Source organism: Solicola gregarius (assembly GCF_025790165.1).
GTDB classification, from domain to species: domain Bacteria; phylum Actinomycetota; class Actinomycetes; order Propionibacteriales; family Nocardioidaceae; genus Solicola; species Solicola gregarius.
Map to the genome: position 1 here is coordinate 1161941 of NZ_CP094970.1, position 22618 is coordinate 1184558.

Below are 22618 nucleotides of genomic sequence, written 5' to 3' on the forward strand. Positions count from 1 at the left end.
AGGAACAATCGATGGCATCCCAGATCGTGAACCTCACGGTGAACGGCGCGGACAAGGAGTTCATCGCGCGCCCGCCCACGACGCTGCTGATGGCCCTGAGAGAGGCCCTGCACCTCACCGCGGCAAAACGCGGATGTGCCCAAGGCGCCTGCGGCAGCTGCACCGTGCTCCTCGACGGCGAGCCCGTCGTGTCCTGCCTGGTCCCGGTCGTGACGGTCGACGGCGCCGCCGTCGATACGTTGGAGGGACGCGCGTCCGAGGGCGAGCTCAACGACCTGCAGCAGGCGTTCGTGGATGGATTCGCGACCCAATGCGGATTCTGCACGGCGGGCATGATCATGTCGGCCGAGGCGCTCCTCGCGCGAAGTCCGGACCCGAGTCGAGAAGAGGTTCTCGAGGCGATCTCGGGGAACGTCTGCCGGTGCACGGGCTACGAACCGATCGTCCGAGCGATTCTCGATGCCTCCGCGCGCGGGCGGGCGCGTACCGAAGAGGCCGCGACCGCAACCGGCGGTGAGATCTGATGACCTCGATCGACCCGGACTACTTCGAGAGCGAGCGCGACTCCGGCTCGGGGTTCAACGTCATCGGAACCTCCGTACGACGCTCGGACGCACGCAGTCACGTCACGGGCCAGACCGAGTTCTTCGAAGACATCAGCCCGGCGAACCTGGCGTACATCGCGATCCATCGCTCGGATCGGCACCACGCCACGATCAACCGGGTCGACGTCGCGGAGGCGCTCGCGGTCCCGGGCGTGATCCGGGCCCTGACGTACCGCGACATCCCGGAGAACTGGTACACGGTGCTGCGACTGATCGGCGTCGAGCCGAACGACGAGCCCGTGCTGGCGGAGGACCGGGTTCTCTACCGCGGCGAGCCGATCGTCGCGGTCGTCGCGGAATCCGAGGACGCCGCACGCGACGCTGCGGCAGCGGTGGTCGTCGACTACACCGACCTACCGGCGGTCCTCGACGTCGAGGAGGCACTTGCCCCCGACGCCCCCATCATCAAGCAGTCCGGCACGAACCACTTCGTGTACGAGGGCCATCACGCCCGTCGCGTCCGGCTGGGCGACGTCGAGGCCGGATTCGCGGCAGCGGACCGGGTGTTCGAGTGGGACTACCGTTCCGCGCCGATCGAGCACGCGCCGACCGAGACCACCGGCTGCATCGTCATCCCGCAAGGCAACGGGCGGCTGCAGATCCGGAGCAACACGCAGGCGGCCTTCTTCACGCTGGACAACACGGCGCTCATCCTCGACCGGCAGTTCACCGACCTCCAGGTCGTCGGCGGGACGGTCGGCGGCGGGTTCGGCGGCAAGGTCGACGTGATCGTCGAACCGATCGCCTGCGTCGCGGCCGCCCTGACCGACAGGCCGGTCAAGTACGCGTACAGCCGCGAGGACGAGATGCAGGTCTCGTCCACCCGTGCCGCCGAACGCATCTACATCAAGGACGGCGTGATGGACGACGGGCGCATCGTGGCGCGCCAGATCACGCTGTACGTCGACGCGGGCGCGTACTCGAGGCACTCGCCGTACGGCACGACGAAGGCGGCCGCACACATGCCCGGGCCCTATACGATCCCGAACGTCCACGTCGACTGCCACTGCGTTTACACCAACCGCACCCCGTCCAGCGCGATGCGCGGGTTCGGAGTCACGATCGGTGACTTCGCGCTCGAAGTCGCAGATGGACCGCGTCGCGGACGCGATCGGCATGGACCCGTTGGAGCTCCGGCTGCGCAACGCGTACCGGGACGGCGATCTGAAGGCACACCGGAAGATCGCTTCCGGCACTGCCCTGATCGAGGTGATCCAACGGGCGGCGACGCTCGTCGATCGGGAGCTGCCCGCCGAGTTCGAGTCGATGTCGTCGTCGACTCCGAGGGAGGTACGACCATGACGCTGCTCCGTGGACGCGGGTACGCCGCGGTCAACTACCCGACCGGGATGAACCTCGGCGGCGATCCCTCCCAGGCGCTGATCCACTCGACGACCACCGGTGGGTTCGTCGTGAGCCTGTCATCGGTCGACCTCGGGCAGGGGCTCAAGACCGTGGTCGCGCAGTGCGCGGCCGAGACGCTCGGGATGCCGTTCGAGAGCGTCATCATCGACACGGCCGACACCGACACCGGTCCGCACTGCATGGGTACGTTCGCGAGCCGAGGCACGCACCGCGTCGGCAACGCCGTCATCATGGCGGCGCGCGAGGCGCGCGATGTGATGCTCGAGGTCGCGGCCGAGGAGCTGGAGGTCGACGCGCACGACCTCGAGACGGACGGGTCCGGCGACATCCTGGTGACCGGGGCACCCGAGAAACGGATCCACGTCAGCGACGTCGCGATGGCCGCACACTTCAAGCAGGGAAAGACGATCTCGGGTCGCGGGATGTTCCTGAAGCAGAAGAGCGAACCCGTGCCGGAGACCGGTGAGATGGACCCCGATTCGTGTCAGGCCCACGCCTGCACGGTCGCCGACGTCGAGGTGGACGACGAGACCGGCGTGATCGAGGTCATCGCCCTGCACAACACGTACGAGGTCGGCCGGGCACTGAATCCCGCGATGGCGATGCAACAGGTCGAGGGCGGCGCCTGGATGGGGGTGTCGCACGCACTCTTCGAGACCACCGAGCCGTACTACCCGGCATCGCGCGAGCATGGTCCGGTCGACTTCAGCCAGTACCTCATGCCCGGGCCGGCAGACACTCCCGCGCAGACGAGCGTCCTGCTCGAGCGTCCGGCGAGCAACGGCCCGTACGGAGCGAAGGGCATCGGCGAGATGACGGCCAACGCGCCGATTCCCGCGATCGCGAACGCCGTCTACGACGCGTGCGGCGTACGCCTGACCACGATGCCGTTCACGCCGGAGTCGGTACTACGCGGCCTCGACGCTCGTCGCGAGGCCGGGCTCGGGGAATGAGTACGCTCAGCCGCGACGACCTCGCGGAGCGCCTCGTCGCCGAGCGCTATTTCGCGGACGACGGGCTGATCACGGCCGTCCACCTCGCGAAGACCCTGTCGCGTCCCCTCCTTCTCGAGGGAGAACCCGGGGTCGGCAAGACCGAGATGGCGCTCGTACTCGCCCGCGCGCTCGACCGCGAGCTGGTGCGGCTTCAGTGCTACGAGGGCCTGGACGCGTCACAGTCGCTCTACGAGTGGGACTACCCCCGACAGCTGTTGGAGCTACGCTCGGCCGAGACCAGCGAGCGTGGAGCCGCGGACCTGTACGGTGCGGACTTCCTCCTCGAACGGCCGCTGCTGCGCGCCCTTCGTGTCGATAGCGGCGCGGTCCTGCTGATCGACGAGATCGACCGCGCCGACAGCGAGTTCGAGGCGTTCCTCCTCGAGTTCCTCGACGGCTTCCAGATCACGATCCCCGAGATCGGGACCGTCACCCCGACGACCCCGCCGCTCGTCGTCCTCACCTCGAACCGGACGAGGGAGCTGCACGACGCGCTCAAGCGCCGTTGCTTCTACCACTGGATCCCGTTCCCCGACGCCGATCGCGAGCGGGAGATCGTCCGAGCACGAGCGCCCGGGCTCAGCGAACGGAGCGCGGCAGTCCTCGTGGATGCGGTCAACACGATCCGCGGCCTCGCGCCGCTCAAGCCACCGGGCATCGCCGAGTCCGTCGCCTGGGCGCAGGGCGCACGTACGCTCGCCGACGAGGGCTGGGAGTGGGCCGATGCCATGCGAGCGGCGATCGGACTGGCCGTCAAGCACGAGGAGGACCTCGCGCTCGTCGACGGCCACGACTCCCAGGTGTACTCGACGTGATGGCCGCCGAGCATCGGGTGCCGGCACCGCGGCTCGAGAGTCAGCTGGCGGATCACCTGCACGGCTTCCTGCGGGACCTGCGCACCAGCGGCCTCTGCGTCTCAACGCCCAAGCAGCTCGACTTCCTGCACGGGATCGAGATCGGTCGACCGAACGCCATCGACGTCCTGTACTGGATCGCCGTCACCACGCTCACCAGCTCCCTGCGCGACCGCGACGTGCTCGATCCGGTCTTCGCCCGGTGGTTCACCGACGAGAGCATCCCGCCTAGCCCGGCGCCCGAGGACGGGCCCGCTGACGACGGCGAGGTCCCGGGGCCGGTGGGGCGTGACGCCACTGCGACGGCCGAGAACGTCGATCCCCGTGGCACGGACGACGGCCTGGAGCCGAGTGCGGCCGACCTCGAGCATCGACGACGCTTCGACGTCGCGCCCCGCGCGGCCCTCGACGAGATGGCTCGCATTCGACAGCTCGCGCCCACGGTGATCCCTGCCGTCCGGTCGTACCGGCGGAAGCCGTCGAGGCGAGGGCACTGGCTGGACCTTCGGCGGGTGTGCACTCTGGCCCGGCGTACGCAAGGCGAGATCATCGTGCTGCGTCGCCGCAGTAGGCCACGACGTCAACGTCGGGTGCTGCTGTTGATCGACGTCTCTGGGTCGATGAAGCAGTACAGCACGGCGTACCTACGCCTCGCACACGCATTGATCGCCGGGTGTGAGCGCGCGGAGGCGTTCACCTTCGGCACCAGATTGACGCGTGTCACCCCCGCGTTGAGAACCCGTGACGTCGACGCCGCGCTCGGGTCGCTCACCGACCTCGTGCGCGACGTCGACGGCGGCACCCGGATCGGCGCCGTCATCGACGAGTTCCTCGACAACCCGCGCTACGTCGCGACCGCCCGTGATGCCGTGGTCATCGTGCTCTCGGACGGACTCGAACGCGGAGAATGCCAGCAGATGCATCGCACGGTCCGACGGCTCTCGCTGCTCAGCCACCGCCTCGTCTGGTGGTCTCCCCTTGCCGTCGACCCGGCCTATCGCCCGCGTACCCGGGGGATGGCCGGAATTCTCGCCGACCTCGACGCCTTGGCGGGGGTCGACGACCTCACCTCCGCTCGTACGCAACTCGAGCGGCTTCGGGCGACCTGCACGTCCGAGCGACACCACATCGGTGAACGCCGCGATCGGATCCCCGAGACGACGAGGAGTGCCTCATGAGCGATTCCAGGTACGCGGGCCCCATTGTCGACGCCCATCACCACATCTGGCGCAAGCAGGACATGGAGTGGCTGTACGGTCCGACGGTGCCGCGCATCTTCGGCTCGTACGAGTCGATCAAGCGCGACTACCTGATGGACGAGTACATCGACGACGCCACCCCGTCCGGCATCGTCGAGTCGGTCTACGTACAGGCGAACTGGCCGCTCGACAGGGTTGTCGACGAGGTCCGTTGGCTGGAGCAGGTCCATCGCGAATCCGGTTGGCCCGCGGCCGTCATCAGCTGCACCGACCTGTTCGGCGACGACGCCGTCGACGTCATGCTCGAACAGCGTTCGATCTCATCGCTCGTTCGCGGAACCCGCCTGCAGCTGCACTGGCACGAGCGCCCGGAGTTCCGCTTCGCATCGACGCCCGACGCGATGTCGGACCCGACCTTCCGCAAGAACATCGCCGCGCTGCGAGACCTCGGATGGCTGTTCGAGCTTCAGGTCTTCGCGCCGCAGATGCGAGACGCGGCTCGACTCGTCGCGGAGAATCCCGACACGCCGTTCGTCCTCGTACACGCGGGCATGCTGGTGAGCCAGGACCCGGCCGAGGTCGAGGAGTGGCGGGCGGGCATGCACGCACTCGCCGAGCAGCCGAACGTCGTCGTGAAGCTCACCGGGCAGGGAACCTTCGTGCACCGGGTCGATGCAGGGCTGATCGAGTTCGTCGCCGGCGAAGTCATCGACCTGTTCGGCGCCGACCGCGCGATGTTCGGTACGAACTTCCCGGTCGAGAAGATCTGGACCGAGATGCCGCCACTCGTGGACGCCTGGCGGGATGCGCTCGGCAACCTGTCAGCGGCCGACCAGCATGCCGTCTTCGCGGGCAACGCGCGCCGGGTGTACGGCCTCGACGACTGACGAAACCGTCCGGCCACTCAGGTACCGGACCGAAAGGAAGCCAGAGATGGAACTGATGCGACTCGGGGACCGCGGCGCAGAGCGTCCCGCGGTACGCGCGAACGGCACGACGTACGACCTGTCGCCGCTCACCGACGACATCGGCCGCGCGTTCTTCGCCTCCGACGGAGTCGAGCGCGTACGCGAGGCGTTGGGGTCGGGGCGGCTCGCACCATTGCCCGATGTCGAGACGTTGCGCATCGGACCGCCCGTCGCGAACCCGTCGGCCGTCGTCTGCATCGGCCAGAACTACGCGGCACACGCGGCCGAGTCGGGGAGCCCTCCTCCGGAGAACCCCATCGTGTTCTTCAAACATCCCAGCTGCGTGGTGGGTCCCGACGACGACGTCGTCCTGCCGCCGGGCAGCGTCAAGACCGACTGGGAGGTCGAGCTGGTCGTTGTCATCGGCAAGCGCGCCGACCGGATCGGATCCGTCGACGACGCACTCGCCCATGTCGCCGGGTACACCATCGGCAACGACGTGTCGGAGCGGCACTGGCAGCTCGACCTGTCGGTCGGGCAGTGGTCGAAGGGGAAGTGCTTTCCCACCTTCGGGCCGCTAGGCCCGTCGGTCGTCACCGACGACCTCGACCCGGCAAGCCTCGCGATCCGCTCCTGGGTCAACGACGAACCCCGTCAGGACTCGACGACCGCCGACCTGATCTTCTCCGTCCCGTACCTCGTCTGGCACCTGTCTCAGTGCATGATCCTCGAGCCGGGCGACCTGGTGTTCACGGGCACGCCGGAGGGCGTCGCGCTCTCCGGACGGTTCCCGTACCTCGCACAGGGCGACACGGTCGCCTTGGAGATCGAGTCGCTCGGTCGCCAGACCCAGGCGGTCGTCACCCGCTAGCTTCCCCCGTTTCTCGTCACCCACCGACCAAGGAGACCGACATGGCACATTTCGTCCTGACGTACGCCTACAACGACACCCCGCTGCGCGCCGAGCGTCGCGACGACCACCTCGCCCACCTCGACGCGTTGCACAGCGAAGGCGCACTCGTGCTCGCCGGGCCCCTCGCCGACCGCACGGGCGGCATCATCATTCTCAGTGCCGAGGACGAGGCCGCCGCGCAGCAACTCGTCGAGCGCGACCCGTACACGAAGCTCGACGTCACCAAGGACCGCGAGCTACGGGAGTGGACGATCACCGTCGGGAGCCTCGCGCAGTAGCTCGGCTCTCACTCGCCGGCGGTCTCGGCCGCCTCGAGCCACTCCTCCTCGAGCGCCTCGCGCTCGGCCTGTACGCGGGCGAGGTCTTCCTGCAGCTGCGCCAGGCACTCGTACTGGGTCGCGGACTCGATCATCTGCTCGTGCAGCTCCTCGGACCGAGACGCGAGCCGCGTCAGCCGACGGTCGATCCGACCCATCGCCTTGCGCGCTTCGCGTACCTCCGCGGCCGACGGACCGCTCGGTGCTTCGTCGGCCGCGGGCGCCGGCTCTGCGGCCTCGACCGCATGCACGCCGCCGAGGAACCGCTGCTCGGCGTGATAACCCGAGATGCCCTGTACGAGCATCTCGATCCGCCCGCCGGCACGTACCGCGTAGACGACGTCGGTGACGCGATCGAGGAAGTACCGGTCGTGTGACACGACGATGAGCGTGCCGGGCCAGTCGTCGAGGTAGTCCTCGAGCACGTTCAGCGTCTCGATGTCGAGGTCGTTGGTCGGCTCGTCGAGCAGGAGGACGTTCGGCTCCTCCAGCAGCAGCCGCAGCAGCTGCAGCCGGCGTCGCTCGCCGCCCGACAGGTCGCCGATGCGCGACGTGAGCAGATCGCCGGTGAACCCGAACGACTCGAGCAGCTTCGACGCCGTCAGCTCGTTGCCGCGCACGGAGTCGAGCACGCGTACGCCCGGCTCCAGCTCGCCGAGGGTCTGCGACAGGTACCGGACGTCGACCGTGCGGCCCCGCTTGACGCGACCGGCGTCCGGTTGAAGATCACCACTGATCAGCCGCAGGACGCTGCTCTTGCCGATGCCGTTCGGGCCGACCAGGCCGACCCTCTCGCCGGGACCGAGGCGCCACGTCACGTCGTCGAGCAGCGTACGGCTGCCGAGCGTGAGGTCGACATGCTCGAGGTCGACGACGTCCTTGCCGAGGCGCGCCGTCGCGAACCGCTCGAGCTCCAGCCGGTTGCGCGGCGGCGGCTCGTCCTCGATCAGGCTGTTTGCCGCGTCGATGCGGAACCGCGGCTTCGACGACCGCGCAGGCGGGCCCCGCCGCAGCCAGGCGAGCTCCTTGCGCATCAGGTTGCGCCGCCGCTGCTCGCGGGCGCCGGCCTGTCGCTGGCGCTCGGCCTTCGCGAGCACGTACGCGGCGTACCCGCCCTCGTACGCTGCGACGGAGCCGCCGTGGACCTCCCAGGTGCCCGTGCAGACCTCGTCGAGGAACCAGCGGTCGTGGGTGACGACGACGAGGGCACCGCGGCGCGCCGCGAGGTGGGCCGCCAACCAGGCGATCGCGTCGATGTCGAGGTGGTTGGTCGGCTCGTCGAGGAGCAGCAGGTCGGTCGGCTCGAGGAGCAGCCGGGCGAGCGACGCCCGGCGCCGTTCGCCGCCGGAGAGCCCGGTGATCGCGCGGTCGAGGGGGAGTCCGGCGAGCAGTACCTCGACGACCTCGCGGGTCGTACGGTCGGCCGCCCACTCGTGGTCGGCACGTCCGCCCAGCACCGCCTCGCGTACCGAGTGCGAGTCGTCGAACTCGTCGTGCTGCGCGAGATAGCCGATCACGAGGTCGCCGGCATGCGAGACGCGCCCGGAGTCGGGGGTTCGCGCCGCGCGAGGACACGGAGCAGGGTGGTCTTGCCGCTGCCGTTGCGGCCGACGACACCGATGCGGTCGCCAGCGGCGATGCCGAGGCTGACCTCGTGCAACAGCGCCTGGATGCCGTACGCCTTGTCGACGCGCTCCAGGTTGACGAGATTAGACAAGGCGGGCGCCCACCACCGGTCCGGCCGCCTGCACGACGTCGGCGGCGACCTGCGCGCTCGCGAGCGCGACCGCGATGTCCATCGCGTGCTGCTCGTCGCGGGCGAGGAACATCGCCGTGGGACCCGAGCCGGACAGCTGTGCGCCGAGGGCACCGCACTCCTCGCCGATCGCGAGCGTCTCGGCGAGCTCGGGGCGAAGGAAGATCGCGGCATCCTGCAGGTCGTTGGACAACGCCGCACCGAGCCCGTCCGCGTCGCCCGCGCGCAGCGCCGCCATCAGGGCGTCGTCGACCTCGGGCTCGGGAACCTCGGAGCCGTCGCTGAGCCGGTCGAACTCGGCGTACACCTTCGCCGTCGACATGCCCTCGTGCGCCAGCGCGAACACCCATTGGTACGAGCCGCGCGCCAACACCGGGCTGATCACCTCGCCGTGGCCACTGCCGATCGCGTTGCCGCCGGCGAGGCAGAACGGCACGTCGCTGCCGAGCTGCCTGGCGATGCGTTCGAGCTCGATCTTGGGCGTACGCAGGCCCCAGAGGTCGTCGCAGGCGACCAGTGCGCCGGCCGCGTCGGCCGAACCGCCCGCCATCCCCCCCGGAGACCGGAATCGCCTTGCGGATCGACAGCGCCACGCCGTCGTCGATCCCCGCCGACTCCCGCAGCAGCAACGCCGCGCGTACGGCGATGTTCTCGATGCCGACGGGTACGTCGGTGAGCTCCTCGCCCTGGTCGGCGTCGGCGTGTACGCGCACGGTCACCGAGTCGTCGGCCGCCTCACTCGCGCGAACCTCGTCGCAGAGTCCGACCGCCTGGTAGACCGTCGCCAACGGGTGATACCCGTCGGGGCGTACGCTGCCGACGCCCAACGACAGGTTGATTTTGGCGGGCACCCGCGCCGTCGATGACCTCACGCTGACCAACCTAGGCCATGTTCAAAGTCAGCGCCCGGGCAACGGCTGTGAACTGTTCGACATCGAGCGCCTCGGCCCGCGACTGCGGGGATACGTCCGCTGCGCGCAGGGCTGTCTCGGCGGCCGCAGGAGAGCCCGCGAGGCCCGCGAGTGCCGCCCGGAGGGTCTTGCGACGCTGGGCGAAGCCCGCGTCGACGACCGCGAAGACCTGCTCGCGACGCGCTCCCTTCGGCGACTCTCGGCGCTCGAACGCGACGAGGCCGGAGTCGACGTTGGGGACCGGCCAGAACACCGATCTCGACACGTTGCCCGCGGAGCGTACGTCGGCGTACCACGCCGCCTTGACGCTGGGCACCCCATACACCTTCGATCCGGGTCGGGCACTCAGCCGCGCGGCAACCTCGGACTGCACCATGACGAGACCGCAGCGTAGTGAGGGGAACGCGCCGAGCAGGTGCAGCAGCACCGGGACGGAGACGTTGTACGGGAGGTTCGCCACCAGCGCGGTCGGCTCTGCCGGCAGCTCGGTCACGCGCATGGCGTCGCCTTGCACGACGTCGAGCCGGTCCTGGTCGTCCGGAGCGTACTCGGCGACCGTCGCGGCCAGCGCGGACGCGAGGACGTCGTCGATCTCGACCGCGACGACCCGCTCGACGGCCTCCAGGAGCGCGAGGGTGAGCGAACCGAGGCCCGGGCCGACCTCGACGACGGTGTCGTCGGCGCGTAGACCGGCGGTGCGGACGATGCGCCGGACGGTGTTGGCGTCGACGACGAAGTTCTGTCCGCGCTGCTTGGTCGGGCGTACGTCGAGCTCGTCCGCGAGCCGGCGTACGTCGGTCGCACCGAGCAGGCGTACGTGCCGCTCGGCCGGCGCATGCTCGTCGGGCTGCTCAGGCACCCGTGCACCCTACGCTGAGGAGAGGATCCCGGCCCGGTGAGGAGAGAGTTGTGGCCCCCCTCACGAGAGAGTTGCGGCCCCCTCGCGAGAGACTTCTGGCCGCCCCGGGGGCGGGATCCTCTCCTCGGCGGGCGGGGATCCTCTCCTCACGGGGCCGGGATCCTCTCCACGGCGGGCGGGGATCCTCTCCTCACGGGGCCGGGATCCTCTCCACGGCGGGCGGGGATCCTCTCCTCACGGGGCCGGGATCCTCTCCTCACGGGGCCGGGATCCTCTCCTCAGCGTGACGTGGAGGGGCGGGTGTGCAGCTCGATGGGTACGTAGCGCTCGGCGCCGTCGTCGGCATCGCCGGCGAGTACGTCGAACAGCAGCCGGGCACATGCCGCGCCCGACTCGCGCGGCTTGGTGTCGATCGCGGTGATCGGCGGGTCCGCCGAACGCATCGCGGTGCTGTCGACGCACGACCCGAGCAGGAAGTCGCGACCGATCTCGTGACCGGCCGCCTCGATCGCCGGCTGTACGGCGACCGCGACGCCGTCTGCAGCACACACCAGCGCATCGATCGACGGCTCGTCGCGCAGCATCGCGGCGACGGTCTCGCGCAGCACGTCGAGCGTCGACGCGAACGGCACCTCGCGGCTGACGCCGTCGACATCGTGCTCGAGGCACCAGTCGTCGTACGTACGCTGCATGGTCGCCTTCCACTCCGACGGAGTCGTGGAGCCGAACAGCGCGGGTCGGCGCGCACCGGACGCGGCGAGATGGTCCAGCAGCTCGAGGGCTCGCGAGCCGTGGTCGGAGCGCACCGTGCCCGCCGTCGGCGCATCGCCGGGGAAGGGCTCGCAGGTGACGACCGGCAGGCTGGTGTGGATCAGCGCCTCCATCATCGGCTCGCCGGCGACCGGATCGCACAGTACGAGCCCGTCGACGTGCGGCATGTGACCGCCCCGAGGCGGGTGTCCCGAGGTGATCATCGTGACGTCGTACCCGCTGGCACCGGCCTCGCCCACAACGCCGAACACGAACGACATGTAGTACTCCGAGCGGATCAGGAACTCGGGGATGTGCAGTCCGATCGTCTCCGTCGTCGCCGTACGAAGCGACCGGGCCGAGCGGTTCGGCGTGTACCCGAGCCGGTCCGCCGCCCGGTCGACCGCCACCTTCGTCGCCGGCGACACCCGGCCGCGGCCGCGTAGGGCGTCGGACGCGGTCGTCTTCGAAACCCCTGCGAGCCGGGCGACGTCGACGATGGTCACCGACGACTCGTCGTTCATGGCTGCCACCCTAGTGCCAGTCCGGGACTCGGTCTGCCGGCCGTTCTCAGAACGCATGCCAGGTTTCCGGACGTACGCCGCACGGGCGGCCGTCGTGGAACCACATCCGGTTGTGCTCGAGGTCGAGGGCGGTCGTCAGCAGGCTCTCCCAGCGTTGGTCGAACGTCATCTCCGGATCGGGATGGCAGCAGACCGGAGCGCCGTCGACCTCGTGCACGGCCAGGGCCTCGGCGCGGCGCCTCGGATCGGGGTCGGCGACCTGCTCCCGCAGCGAGCGTACGTGCTTGTAGCGCCGGTACGTGCTCGCCGTCGCAGGAGCCAGCTCCCCACGGGCGAGCTCGGGGTCGACGAAGTGGTTCGTGTGTACGAGCAGGCCGTCCTCGGGCCCGACAACCGCGTGCCCCGCCGGGCAAAGCTCGATGCAGGCCGCGTCGCCGCGATCACCGTCGTACGTCAGCACGGTCAGCACTGTCGACGCGGAGACCGACGCCGAGTCCGCGATCTCGACGGCCTCCGCGATGGTCGTCGCGGAGTCGAGGATGCTACGCGCGACAGCATGCACGGGCACGCCGATCGGATCGGAATCGCTGCTGTGGTTGAGGATGTTGAAGTGGAGGCCGAGCCCCGCATCGTTGATGCCGATCTTGCCGAGCATGCCGAACTCGGTGAAGTAGCGCACCTCGAGGCCACGGTCGGAGACGTACCGCGCGAGCAACCGGTCGGCGTCGAGCTCGTCGTGCCAGTCCCAGGTCTGGACCCCGCGAGGTGCACCGTCGTCCGGCAGATAGACGGAGGTCGAGCACTCGCCCTCCCCGACCGCGCCGACGGCGGCCAGCACCTCGGTACGCGCGTTCAGCAGGCCGAGCTCCCACTCGGTCAGCCCGGTGCCCGCCGCGACTCCGCACATCTCCGCATGCAGGTCGGGCCGCCAGGCCGCAAGCGCATCGGCCGCCTGCGTACCGAACTCGCGAAGGCGTACGTCTTCGACACCGACCGCACGGAACAGGCGTACGTACCCGTCGAGGTTCGCTCGTACGTGCTCGGCGCCCAGCCGGGCGATCTCCTCGCCCCGCGTACGCGGGTCACGCTCGGCCGTGACGAATCGCTGGATCGTCATGCGACGCTGCTCAGAACGGCATCCCAGGCGACCTCGGACGCGATGGCGCCGAGACCGACGCAGCTCAGCTCGGCCTCGCCGGTCGCACTCGCGACGTCGACCTCGTCGGTCGTCAGGGCGAAGAGGGTGTCGCCGTCGAGACTGGAGTGGAACGGCTGGATCGCACGGTGCATCGAGGAATGCACCTGCTTGCCGAACTGCGACAGCTCACGGTCGGCCATCGCTACGTTGGTGACGACGACGGTCAACGTGGTGTTGCCGCGCTGTATGCGCGGCGACTCCTCTGCGTCGAACGCCGCGGCGAAGTCGGCCACGGGGTGTGAGCGCTGCCCGGTGTCCGGATCGTAGTTGCCGCGCACCACGCGGCCGTCACGGTCGACGATCACGCCGACCGGGTTCGTCACAGTGGCGACGAGGACCTTGGCGCGGCCGACCTGTCGGAACGCGGCGCCCTGCCCGGTGAACTCCGCCCGCCCGTAGTCGACCTTGCCGGCAGACGCGGCGATGCCCGCCCCGCAGCGCCCGACAGGGAACTCGCCCGGCCTCGCCCACTCCAGCGCCGCCCGCCCGAGCGCGGCGTCGGGCGAGATCGCGTTGTCACGTGCGGAGAAGTCGTAGATGATCGCGCCGGAGACCGTCCGTAGGTGCTGCCAGTCGACCTGGTTCTGCTCGCGTCCGAGCAACTCGGCCGAGACGCCCGCTGCCGCGCCCAACCCGTAGACCGATCCGCCGGCGAGGCAGATCGCGTGGTTGTACTCGTATCGTCCGACGATGCCGATCGCGCCGCCTCGGTCGTCGATCGACGTACGCGCGCCCGCGGGCACGTGCACGACCGTTGCGCCGGTCGGCCCTTCGGTGTACTCGGCCGTGCCCACCTCGACGCCGGGGAAGTCGAACTCGACCGCGCCGCGACCCGGGCTCGGCGAAGGCGTCAGATCGTAGTCTGCGTTGCCCTTCGAGACACCGAACGTCGGCGTCGGCACCAACCGTGGATCGGGCGCCGGGGTTGTCATAGTGCCTCCAGGAGTTGTCGGGAGTATTCGTGCTCAGGTGTCTCGTAGAACCGCCGGGTGTCGGCGAGCTCGACGATCGACCCCGCTCGCATGACCGCGACCCGGTGCGCGATGTATCGCACCGCGGCCAGGTCGTGCGAGATGAACAGCGCACCGAACTGGTGCTCTGTCTGTAGATCGCTTATCAGGTTGAGGATCTGCGCCTGTACCGAGACGTCGAGCGCGCTCACGGCCTCGTCGAAGACGATGAACCGCGGGTGCGTGATGAGCGCCCGGGCGATCGCCACCCGCTGCCGCTGCCCACCGGACAGCTCGTGCGGATAGCGGTCGGCGAACGTATCGTCCAGGCCGACCTGGTCGAGCATCTCGATCACGGCGTCGCGATGGTCGTGCAGTCCGTTGCGCTGGACGGTTGCCAGCGGCTCCGCGATCGAGTCACCGGCGTACATCCGCGGGTTGAGCGACCAGTGCGGATTCTGGAGTACCGCCTGGATCTTGCCCGCCCGGTTACGGGCCTTGGCGTACTCCTCACCGTCGAAGCGTACGGAGCCGGACGACGGCTTCACGAGCCCGAGCGCGACGAGGCCGGTCGTCGACTTTCCCGATCCCGACTCTCCAACCAGGCCTAGCGTCTCGCCGATGCCGATGGAGAAGCTGAGCTCGTTCATCGCCGTCAGCACCGTACGACCGCGGCCCCATCCGCTGGTGAACGTCTTGGTGACCGAGTCGAGCTCGAGCACTGCGTCCGCACCCCGTGCCTTCGCGTCGCCGCTCATGACTGCACCTCCCCCGCGCCGACGAGATCCCGCTCACCGTCGCTCGAGGCCGGATGATGACACAGGACCGTCCGGCCACCGATCTCGACGGTCGGCGGCGTCACATCACCGCATGCCGCCGTCGCGTACGCGCACCGCGGCGCGAACGCGCACCCGACCGACGCGGGTGTGCGCGTCGCCGGGCTACCGCCGATGGGAGCGAGGCGCTCACCCGCCGCCACTCGGGCGGGGTCCGAAGCTGCGAGCGCTGCGGTGTAACGGTGTTCGGGCCGCTCGAGCACGTCACCGACGAGGCCGTCCTCGACGACCCGCCCGCCGTACATCACCGCGATCCGCCGACACCACCGCGACACCGCGTTCAGGTCGTGGCTGAGCCACAGCACCGTCGTACCCGCCTCGTTGGCGAGGCCGAACACGAGCCGCAGCACCTCCTCGCGTACCTGGCTGTCGAGCGCCGCCGTCGGCTCGTCGGCGACGAGGATGCGGGGCTGACGCGCCATCGCCATCGCAATCGCAATGCGCTGTGCCATCCCGCCCGAAACCTCGTGCGGGTAGAGGCGGAGTACGCGCTGAGGATCGTCGATCTGCACCCGCTCGAGCTGGTCGACGAGCTCCTGCTTCGACGCCGACCGGCCGGGCAACGCCAGCCGAAGCTGTCGACCCACGCGCAGCGTCGGGTTGAGCGAGCCGACGGGGTCCTGCGGGATGAACCCGAGCTTCTCGCGGCGTACCCGCGCGATGTCGCGATCGGGCAGGTCGAGCACCTGCTCGCCGTCGACGACCACGCGCCCGGAGGTGCGTTGGCCGCGTGGCGGCAGCAGCCGGCCGACCAGCAGACCCAGTGTGGACTTACCGGACCCGCTCTCGCCCACGACTCCTACCGTGTCGCCCGCCGCGACCGACAGGCTCGCGCCGTCGAGCGCGCGTACCTCGCGATCGGGCGTGCGGTAGTCGACGGTGACGTCCTCGATCGCCAGGACCGGGCTGTCTCGATTGTCGCGCTCACTCATACCAACGACCTCACTTCCCGCGGCTCGAACCGGTCGCGTAGTCCGTCGCCGATCAGGTTGATCGCGAGGATCGCCACGACGAGTACGACACCTGGCGTGACGATCAGCCACGGCGCCGTCACCATGTACAAATTGCCCTCCTGGATCAGCAGGCCGAGCGACGCCCCGGGCAGCTGCACGCCGTACCCGAGGAAGCTGAGCACGCCTTCGACCAGAATCCCGACCGACAGGGCGTACGTGCCCTGCACCGCGATCGTGCCGGAGACGTTGCGCAGGATGTGCCGTAGCAGGATGCGGTACGTCGGTACGCCGCTGATCACTGCGGCGGTCACGAAGTAACGTTGGGCGACCGACCTCGCCGACGCGCTCACCATCCGGGTCATCAACGGCACGGTCACGAGCACGATGCTGGCCATCGCCGCCGGTCGCCCGGGACCGAGCATCGCGGCGACGAGGATGGCCAGCACGATCGTCGGGAACGAGTACAGCACGTCGACGAGTCGCATCAGCGCCTCGTTCGTACGCCCGCCGTGGTAGCCGGCGAGGATGCCCATCGCCGTGCTGACGACGGCCGTGACCACTACTGCGATCGACGACAGCAGCAAGGTCGTACCGATGCCCTCGAGCAGGCGCGGGAGCAGCGACCGGCCGAGGCTGTCGGTGCCCAGCGGGTATCCCGACCCCGGTGGCGTGAGCCGCGGCCCGACGGTCTCGGTCGGATCGCCGCCGAGGCCGAACCAGCGCGCCGCGACGGTCGCCACGATCAACACGACCAGCACCACGACGGATGCCCGCGACAGCCAGTCGAGCGAGCCGATCAGCCGTCGCCGCGGACGTACGGACGCCTGCGTGGCACTGCTCATGAGCGACCGCCCTTCGTCGCGCTCACCCGTGGATCGATCAGCCCCGACAGCAGGTCGACCAGCAGACTGGTCGCCACGAAGACGACCGTCGCGACGAGTACGCCCGCTTGGATGACGGCGTAGTCACGCCGGTCGAGCGCCGCGACGAGGTACGACCCGAGTCCCGGGATGTCGAAGACGGCCTCGATGACGATCGCGCCACCGAGCAGGTACGCCGTGATCGTCGCGGTCAGGGTGAGCACCGGGATCGCCGCGTTGCGCAACACGTGGTGGCGCAGGATGAACGCCTTGGACTCCCCACGCGCGACCGCCGCGCCGATGTGCGGCTCGACGAGTACGCCGAGCACCGCATCGCGCGTCGTACGCGCGGTCGCGGCGATACAGAAGACCGCGAGCACGCCGGCCGGCAGGATCAACGACCGGACCGACGCGCCGACGCCGTCGCTGATCGGTGTGAAGTCGCCGATCGTGAGCCCGAGGGAGTAGCGCGAGAACAGGAACACGACCAGGCTGCCGAGGACGAACTCCGGCAGGCTGATGCCGATCCCGCTGACCAACCTGCCGACTGCCCCGCCGCCGCTGCCGCCGCGCGTCGCCGAGTAGACGCCGAGCGGCAGCCCGATCGCGATCGTCAGGACCAACGCCATGACCGCGAGCGAGATCGTCACCGGCAGGCGGAGCCCGAACTCCTCCGAGACGGGCAGCTGGCTGACCAGGGACGTGCCGAGGTTGCCTTGCACCGCCTCGAACAGCCAACGCACGTACTGCTCGATGATCGAGCTGTCGAGGCCGTACTCGGACGCGAACTCCGCCTTCTCCGCCGGCGACGACAGCGGCCCCAGGACGATATCGGCGTAACTGCCGGGCATCTGGCGTACGGCGAGGAACACCAGGGCCGAGACGCCGAGCATCGTGAGCACGGCGTTCAGCGAACGCATGACCAGCCAGCGAGTCGTCTGCACGGCCGCTACTCCCCCGCCGGTACGCGCCAGTCGACGATGTTGCGCAGGACGTTGCCGTACCCCTCGTTGCTGTACAGCGTCGGGCTCAGCGTGTCGGTCCGGTAGCCGAGCACGGACGGGCGCGTCACGAGCGGCACGATCTCGGAGTTCTGGTCGACCCGAGCACACAGGTCGGTGATCGTGGCGGCGCGCTCCTTACCCGCTGCCGTCGAGCCGGCCTTCTCGATCAGCGAGTTCAGCTTCGGATCGGCCCCCATGAACCCTGCGTGTGCGGGTACGACCTCGGGGTTCCACCACTTGGAGACCATCGACGCGTCGCCGTACCCGGCGAACCAGTAGAGCGCCAGGTCGAAGTCGGCCGGCTGCTTGGCGAAGGCGCGCGAGTCGTACGTGCCGTCGTCGACCTTGTCGATGGTCACGGTGACGCCCACCGCCTCGAGCTGCTGCTGGATTACCTGGGCGAGCTGACCGAGCGCCGGCTCCGACGAGTAGATCATCAGGTTGAGGTCGTCGACGCCGGCGTCCTCGAGCACCTTCTCGGTGTCATCGGCCGACGCGGTCTCCGACGGCAGGTCCTCGACCTTGCAGGCATCGGGGAGTGTGGTCGGGCTGACGCCGGTCGGCAGCGCATGGCCGGCGAGTGCGACGTCGGCGAGCTCCTGGCGGTCGAGTGCTGTGTTGAGCGCGAACCGTACGTCCGGGTTCGCGAGCGCCGAGCCCTTCTGCTGGGAGTTCACGAACAGCGTGTAGAAGTCGGTGTTCTGCTGGTTGACGGCCCGCGCGTTGTTCGTACCCGTGAGGAGGTCGAGCGAGTCGACGTTGTTGAAGAACGCGAAGTCGGCGCTGCCGTCGCGGATCGCGGCCAGCCTGGTCGACTCCTGTCCGACGATCTCGACGTCGAGCGAGTCGATCTTGAGGTTGTCGGCGTCCCAGTAGTGCTCGTTGCGGGCGAAGGACCACGACACGTCCTGGCGGTGGTTCTCGACCACGAACGGCCCGGTGCCCACCATCTCCTTGGCGGGGTCGATGCTGCCCGCCTTGATCTCCTTCATCGGGAGGATCGCGGCCGGGGTGTTCGCGAGCGTTGCGAGGAAGGCCGTCTGCGGACGCTTCAGGCTGACGGTGACCTCGTTGTCGCCGGTCGCCTTGACCGACTTGACGCTGTCGAGCTGGATGGCCCAGACGCCCTGACCCGAGATGAGTCGCTCCAGGCTGTCGACGACGTCGTCGGCGGTCATCGGCCGGCCGTTGGAGAACTTCACGCCGTCGCGCAGCGTGAAGACGTACGTGGTGGGATTGGGCGTCTCCCACTTCGTGGCGAGGCCGGGATCGAACTCGAAGTCGGGGCCGATCTCCACCAGCGTGTCGTACGTCAGGGACATCAGCGACCACGACCGAGCCGTGGTGGCGGTCTGCGGGTCGAGCCCGCCGGCCTCGACCGAGTCGTAGTCGAGCTGGATGCTCACGTCTCCGGCGCCGGTGGCCGAGTCGTCGGCAACGGCGAGGTAGCCGTCGGCCTCCTCGCGCGTTGCGTCGTCGCTGCTCGCTCCCCCGCCACAGGCGGCGAGCGACAGGCACGCGGCGACCGTCATGGCCACGATCCCCGCAATACGTCGTTGGGTTCGGTTCATGGGTGGGCCCTTCGATAAGTCCCCGGATCGACACCGATGCCGGACCGTTCCGGCATGGCGGCAAACGTAGCGGGTGATCCAGGCCACGTCAACGGCGTCGCGAAAACTCGCGTGGCCTGAGATCATGGGGCCGCAGCGTTGACGCCCGCAGCATCGACCGGCTACCTTCCTGGGACGCCGGACCGTTCCGGCGTCGGGAGGTGTCGTGTCGAGGCTCGAACGCATCGTGCGTTATCCGGTCAAGGGGCTACGCGGTCAGCCGCTCGACGGTGCGCGCCTCGAGGACGCCCGCGGTCTCGCGTACGACCGCGCGCTCGCGATCGAGACGGGCAGCGCGCCCGAGGCCGACGGGTGGGCGGCGCGCGAGACGTTCTACCACCTGGCCCGCGACACGCAGCTCATCCGGTACGCGGCGCGGGTCGACGAGACGGCGGACGGCCCCACCGCGGTGCTCGAGCCGCCGGATGCGGAGCCGATCTCGGTACGCCTCGCCGAGTCGTACCGAGAAGGCGACCTCGCCGCCGCGAGCGCCCGGGTCGCGGAGATGCTGCCGGGCGGCCGGCTTCGACCGCCGCGGCTCACCATGCCCGGCGTCGCACTGTGGGACTGGCCCCACGCCACGCTTTCACTGATCAACCTCGACACGATCGACGAGCTGTCCGAGCGGGCCGGGCGCGATCTCGACCCGAGGCGTTTCCGCGCCAACCTGTACGTGTCGGGGCTCGGCGCATGGGCCGAGCTCGGCCTGGTCGGACGGCGGATCCGCATCGGAGACGTGCTGCTCGAGGTCATCCAACCCACCGACCGCTGTCGCGCAACGACCGTCGACCCGCGTACGGGCGACACCGAGCTGAACCTTCCGGCGCTGCTCGCCGGCCGCCTCGGGCACATGTTCTGCGGCGTATACGTACGCGTCGTCGGTGCCGGCCGGGTCGAGGTCGGCTCGCCGGTCTCGGTCGAGTCGACCACGGGCGTACGACCCGCTGCCGCGGAGCGGCGCTGGCCGCGGCGGGCGTACGTCGCGGCGACGGTGCGCGAGAGCGACGAGGTGACGAGCTTCTGGCTGCGTGATCCCCTCGGGTTCGCCGCAGACGCCCTGCCCGGCCAGCACCTGCGCATCCATCCGGAGGGCGACCCGAGCTCACCGCTGTGGCGGTGCTACACGATCTCGGCGGTCGAGGGCGACGCGTACCGCATCAGCGTCAAGCGCGACGGCGCCGTCTCGTCGCTGCTGCACGACGGCGTGGCCGAGGACGAGACGCTGATCGTCTCGGGCCCGTTCGGCGAGGTCACGCTCGACGACGACTCTCTACCGGTGCTGCTCGTCAGCGCAGGCATCGGGTTGACGCCGACGGTCGCGATGCTGCGCTCCCTCGGCGCGAGCGAGCGCGAGGTGCGGGTCGTGCATGTCGATCGCGGCGAGCCACCGGCCGGGTTGTGGCGTGAGGTCGAGTCGGCACTCGACCGGCTACCCCGAGGTTCGGCCGTCCGCTATGACACGACGGTCGGGCGTCCCGGGCCCGATGCGATCGCGGGCGTGGTCCGCGAGTTCTCGGCCGAGCCGCTGGCGTACGTCTGCGGGCCGGCCGGGTTCTACGACGACGTACGAGACGCGCTGCTCGGCGCCGGCCTGGATGCGGCGTCCATCCGGCACGAGGTCTTCTTCTCGCCGTCGACGGCGGAGCGTACCGAGCCGAAGCCGCCCCCTCGGCCCGGGCCGTTCTCGGTGCGGTTCGCCGCCTCCGACGACGCGGACTCCTACGGCAGCTGGGATGCGGAGCGCGGCAGCCTGCTCGACGTCGGCGAGTCGCTCGGCCTGCCGATGCCCTCCGGTTGCCGGGCCGGCGTGTGTGGCAGCTGCGCGCTGCGCGTACCCGAGGGATCGACGGCGTACGTGACCGATCCGAGCGTGCCGGCGCCGGACGGCACCGTGCTGCTGTGCTCGGCCGTCCCGACCAGCGACGTCACCATCGACCTTGCACGGTGAGGAGAGGATTCTGGCCCTGTGACGAGAGATTACGTGCCCTCAGCTGAGGGCACGTAATCTCTCGTCACAGGGCCAGAATCCTCTCCTCACCGTTGTTACATGGGGAGGCCGAGCTCCGCCGCGCAGGCCGGCCAGGAGCCGTACGTACCGCCGTTGGCGTCCCGGAGCTTGGTCGCGACCGCGATCTGCTCCTCGCGGCTGTGCTCGTAGGGGTAGCCGGTGCCGCCGTACGCCTGCCACGTCGACAGGTTGAACTGCAGGCCGCCGTAGTAGCCGTTGCCGGTGTTCGCGGCCCAGTTGCCGCCCGACTCGCACTCGGCGAGCTGGTCCCATACGCCGTACGGCGTATCGCCGCCGGAGTCACCGTCGTCGGTGTCGGGCTCGGGTCGCTCCTTGGTGCCGTGCACCTCGATCTGAGTGACCGGCTTGTCGGTGACGTCGCTGTCGAGGCGGATCCGGTCGCGCAGCTCTCCGTCGGCGAAGATCAGCCGGTACGTCACCTTCCGGGCGCCGGTCTGGCCCTCGCGGACGACGTCCTCCTCGTCCTCGAACATCGAGTCGTCCTTGCGGACCTTCGTGTCGTAGTCGATGTCGGCGGTGACGGTGCGCTTCTTGATCGCGATCCTGGTGACGACGACCCGGTCGCCGTCGTCGAGCGCCTTGCGAGCGGCGGGCTTGACCTCGTCGTGCTTGCCGAGCTTGACGTTGGCCTCGTCGAGTACGTCGGCCACCGTGCTCTCGGTGGTGTCGAGCCGCCGGGTCTTGCCGTCGGCGACCAACCGGATCGTCTTGGGGTGCTCGATCTCGAGGTCCAGGCCCTCACGCGGGATCGTCGAGCTACGGCTCGCCCCGGTCAGCTCGGCGCCCTTGGCGCGGATGCCGAGGTTCTCCAGGGCATCGGAGACGGTGGTCGCCGTGACCCAATACTCGCTCTCCTTGCCGTCGACCTCGACGCTGAGCAGTCGGCCGTACTTGACCGAGATCTCTGCGCCGTCGTCGATCTGAGTGTCTTCGCTCGGCGCGACGACGTCATGCGAGGCGAGGTCGATGTCTTCGGACTCGAGGACGTCGCCGACGGTGTCGCCGAAGGTGCGTACCTTCTTGTCCTCTCCGTCAACCGACAGCGTGACCGTCTTGTTGAACGCGATGAACGCGACGGTGCCACCGACAAGAGCGAAGACGACTGCGACATTGACGCCGATGATGATCAGACGCTTACGCACTGTTCTCCAGGGGTCGAACTTCCCGAGAGCCCCCGGCTCCCAGCCAACAAGTCCCCGACGATAACGAAGTGGTCACGCGA

Annotated in this window: 20 protein-coding genes and 1 pseudogene; 9 read left to right on the forward strand and 12 right to left on the reverse strand. The window is 69.4% G+C overall.

Features of this window, described 5'->3' with window-relative positions; genetic code table 11:
• Positions 1 to 11 precede the first annotated feature (11 nt).
• From L0C25_RS05790 to L0C25_RS05820, 7 genes are read left to right on the forward strand one after another with little or no spacing between them, the layout of a single operon-like run.
• On the forward strand, positions 12 to 524 hold the full coding sequence (locus L0C25_RS05790) for a (2Fe-2S)-binding protein (RefSeq protein ID WP_271635485.1): 513 nt from the start codon (positions 12 to 14) through the stop codon (positions 522 to 524).
• Positions 524 to 2923, forward strand: coding sequence for a xanthine dehydrogenase family protein molybdopterin-binding subunit (locus L0C25_RS05795; protein ID WP_271635486.1), 2400 nt, complete (start codon positions 524 to 526; stop codon positions 2921 to 2923). Before L0C25_RS05790 ends, L0C25_RS05795 begins: the two co-directional genes overlap by 1 nt.
• The gene (locus tag L0C25_RS05800) at positions 2920 to 3780 is read left to right on the forward strand and encodes an AAA family ATPase (protein ID WP_271635487.1); all 861 of its coding nucleotides are present in this window, start codon (positions 2920 to 2922) and stop codon (positions 3778 to 3780) included. Before L0C25_RS05795 ends, L0C25_RS05800 begins: the two co-directional genes overlap by 4 nt.
• Complete coding sequence (locus L0C25_RS05805; protein ID WP_271635488.1) at positions 3780 to 4997, forward strand: vWA domain-containing protein; 1218 nt, start codon at positions 3780 to 3782, stop codon at positions 4995 to 4997. The genes L0C25_RS05800 and L0C25_RS05805 overlap by 1 nt, the downstream gene beginning before the upstream one ends.
• Positions 4994 to 5905: an amidohydrolase family protein gene (locus L0C25_RS05810; protein WP_271635489.1), complete on the forward strand. Its 912-nt coding sequence runs from the start codon at positions 4994 to 4996 to the stop codon at positions 5903 to 5905. The genes L0C25_RS05805 and L0C25_RS05810 overlap by 4 nt, the downstream gene beginning before the upstream one ends.
• 46 nt (positions 5906 to 5951) lie before the next feature.
• Positions 5952 to 6797 (forward strand): fumarylacetoacetate hydrolase family protein, encoded by an 846-nt coding sequence (locus L0C25_RS05815; protein ID WP_271635490.1) that lies wholly within the window; start codon positions 5952 to 5954, stop codon positions 6795 to 6797.
• A gap of 41 nt (positions 6798 to 6838) precedes the next feature.
• Complete coding sequence (locus tag L0C25_RS05820; protein ID WP_271635491.1) at positions 6839 to 7117, forward strand: YciI family protein; 279 nt, start codon at positions 6839 to 6841, stop codon at positions 7115 to 7117.
• Between the two features lie 8 nt (positions 7118 to 7125).
• Here the strand turns inward: L0C25_RS05820 and L0C25_RS05825 are convergent.
• Both L0C25_RS05825 and L0C25_RS05830 read right to left on the reverse strand, forming a co-directional pair.
• Positions 7126 to 8873 (reverse strand): annotated as a pseudogene (locus tag L0C25_RS05825) (ABC-F family ATP-binding cassette domain-containing protein).
• Positions 8866 to 9462, reverse strand: coding sequence for a GHMP family kinase ATP-binding protein (locus L0C25_RS05830; RefSeq protein WP_271635492.1), 597 nt, complete (start codon positions 9460 to 9462; stop codon positions 8866 to 8868). The pseudogene L0C25_RS05825 and the gene L0C25_RS05830 overlap by 8 nt, the downstream one beginning before the upstream one ends.
• A 23-nt stretch (positions 9463 to 9485) precedes the next feature.
• Here L0C25_RS05830 and L0C25_RS05835 point away from each other — a divergent pair, with 23 nt between their 5' ends.
• Positions 9486 to 9689 carry a hypothetical protein gene (locus L0C25_RS05835; RefSeq protein ID WP_271635493.1) on the forward strand — a complete coding sequence of 68 codons (204 nt, stop codon included), beginning with the start codon at positions 9486 to 9488 and terminating at the stop codon, positions 9687 to 9689.
• 105 nt (positions 9690 to 9794) lie between these two features.
• Here L0C25_RS05835 and rsmA read toward each other — a convergent pair whose 3' ends face one another.
• From rsmA to L0C25_RS05880, 9 genes are all read right to left on the reverse strand, one after another.
• Entirely contained in the window at positions 9795 to 10682 is an 888-nt protein-coding gene (rsmA, locus tag L0C25_RS05840) for a 16S rRNA (adenine(1518)-N(6)/adenine(1519)-N(6))-dimethyltransferase RsmA (RefSeq protein ID WP_271635494.1), read from the reverse strand.
• A gap of 278 nt (positions 10683 to 10960) precedes the next feature.
• Entirely contained in the window at positions 10961 to 11956 is a 996-nt protein-coding gene (locus tag L0C25_RS05845; protein WP_271635495.1) for a LacI family DNA-binding transcriptional regulator, read from the reverse strand.
• Between the two features lie 46 nt (positions 11957 to 12002).
• A complete protein-coding gene (locus L0C25_RS05850) occupies positions 12003 to 13073 on the reverse strand; it encodes a C45 family autoproteolytic acyltransferase/hydolase (protein WP_271635496.1) in 1071 nt (356 codons plus the stop codon).
• Positions 13070 to 14086 carry a P1 family peptidase gene (locus L0C25_RS05855; RefSeq protein ID WP_271635497.1) on the reverse strand — a complete coding sequence of 339 codons (1017 nt, stop codon included), beginning with the start codon at positions 14084 to 14086 and terminating at the stop codon, positions 13070 to 13072. Before L0C25_RS05855 ends, L0C25_RS05850 begins: the two co-directional genes overlap by 4 nt.
• Entirely contained in the window at positions 14083 to 14862 is a 780-nt protein-coding gene (locus L0C25_RS05860; protein ID WP_271635498.1) for an ATP-binding cassette domain-containing protein, read from the reverse strand. The genes L0C25_RS05855 and L0C25_RS05860 overlap by 4 nt, the downstream gene beginning before the upstream one ends.
• Positions 14859 to 15872, reverse strand: coding sequence for an ABC transporter ATP-binding protein (locus L0C25_RS05865; protein WP_271635499.1), 1014 nt, complete (start codon positions 15870 to 15872; stop codon positions 14859 to 14861). Before L0C25_RS05865 ends, L0C25_RS05860 begins: the two co-directional genes overlap by 4 nt.
• Positions 15869 to 16735 carry an ABC transporter permease gene (locus tag L0C25_RS05870; protein ID WP_271635500.1) on the reverse strand — a complete coding sequence of 289 codons (867 nt, stop codon included), beginning with the start codon at positions 16733 to 16735 and terminating at the stop codon, positions 15869 to 15871. Before L0C25_RS05870 ends, L0C25_RS05865 begins: the two co-directional genes overlap by 4 nt.
• A complete protein-coding gene (locus L0C25_RS05875; protein WP_271635501.1) occupies positions 16732 to 17697 on the reverse strand; it encodes an ABC transporter permease in 966 nt (321 codons plus the stop codon). Before L0C25_RS05875 ends, L0C25_RS05870 begins: the two co-directional genes overlap by 4 nt.
• A 5-nt stretch (positions 17698 to 17702) precedes the next feature.
• The gene (locus L0C25_RS05880; RefSeq protein WP_271635502.1) at positions 17703 to 19289 is read right to left on the reverse strand and encodes an ABC transporter substrate-binding protein; all 1587 of its coding nucleotides are present in this window, start codon (positions 19287 to 19289) and stop codon (positions 17703 to 17705) included.
• A gap of 244 nt (positions 19290 to 19533) precedes the next feature.
• Between L0C25_RS05880 and L0C25_RS05885 the strand changes: the two genes are divergently transcribed.
• On the forward strand, positions 19534 to 21315 hold the full coding sequence (locus L0C25_RS05885) for an MOSC domain-containing protein (RefSeq protein WP_271635503.1): 1782 nt from the start codon (positions 19534 to 19536) through the stop codon (positions 21313 to 21315).
• Positions 21316 to 21410: 95 nt separating this feature from the next.
• Here the strand turns inward: L0C25_RS05885 and L0C25_RS05890 are convergent, their stop codons facing one another.
• Positions 21411 to 22538 (reverse strand): resuscitation-promoting factor, encoded by a 1128-nt coding sequence (locus L0C25_RS05890; protein ID WP_271635504.1) that lies wholly within the window; start codon positions 22536 to 22538, stop codon positions 21411 to 21413.
• Positions 22539 to 22618 lie beyond the last annotated feature (80 nt).

Excerpts from the sequence above, each read along its gene's own strand:
- L0C25_RS05790 (WP_271635485.1), top strand. The coding sequence starts at position 12 with ATGGCATCCCAGATCGTGAACCTCACGGTGAACGGCGCGGACAAGGAG.
- L0C25_RS05795 (WP_271635486.1), top strand. The coding sequence starts at position 524 with ATGACCTCGATCGACCCGGACTACTTCGAGAGCGAGCGCGACTCCGGC.
- L0C25_RS05800 (WP_271635487.1), top strand. The coding sequence starts at position 2,920 with ATGAGTACGCTCAGCCGCGACGACCTCGCGGAGCGCCTCGTCGCCGAG.
- L0C25_RS05805 (WP_271635488.1), top strand. The coding sequence starts at position 3,780 with ATGGCCGCCGAGCATCGGGTGCCGGCACCGCGGCTCGAGAGTCAGCTG.
- L0C25_RS05810 (WP_271635489.1), top strand. The coding sequence starts at position 4,994 with ATGAGCGATTCCAGGTACGCGGGCCCCATTGTCGACGCCCATCACCAC.
- L0C25_RS05815 (WP_271635490.1), top strand. The coding sequence starts at position 5,952 with ATGGAACTGATGCGACTCGGGGACCGCGGCGCAGAGCGTCCCGCGGTA.
- L0C25_RS05820 (WP_271635491.1), top strand. The coding sequence starts at position 6,839 with ATGGCACATTTCGTCCTGACGTACGCCTACAACGACACCCCGCTGCGC.
- L0C25_RS05830 (WP_271635492.1), bottom strand. The coding sequence starts at position 9,462 with ATGGCGGGCGGTTCGGCCGACGCGGCCGGCGCACTGGTCGCCTGCGAC.
- L0C25_RS05845 (WP_271635495.1), bottom strand. The coding sequence starts at position 11,956 with ATGAACGACGAGTCGTCGGTGACCATCGTCGACGTCGCCCGGCTCGCA.
- L0C25_RS05850 (WP_271635496.1), bottom strand. The coding sequence starts at position 13,073 with ATGACGATCCAGCGATTCGTCACGGCCGAGCGTGACCCGCGTACGCGG.
- L0C25_RS05855 (WP_271635497.1), bottom strand. The coding sequence starts at position 14,086 with ATGACAACCCCGGCGCCCGATCCACGGTTGGTGCCGACGCCGACGTTC.
- L0C25_RS05860 (WP_271635498.1), bottom strand. The coding sequence starts at position 14,862 with ATGAGCGGCGACGCGAAGGCACGGGGTGCGGACGCAGTGCTCGAGCTC.
- L0C25_RS05865 (WP_271635499.1), bottom strand. The coding sequence starts at position 15,872 with ATGAGTGAGCGCGACAATCGAGACAGCCCGGTCCTGGCGATCGAGGAC.
- L0C25_RS05870 (WP_271635500.1), bottom strand. The coding sequence starts at position 16,735 with ATGAGCAGTGCCACGCAGGCGTCCGTACGTCCGCGGCGACGGCTGATC.
- L0C25_RS05880 (WP_271635502.1), bottom strand. The coding sequence starts at position 19,289 with ATGACGGTCGCCGCGTGCCTGTCGCTCGCCGCCTGTGGCGGGGGAGCG.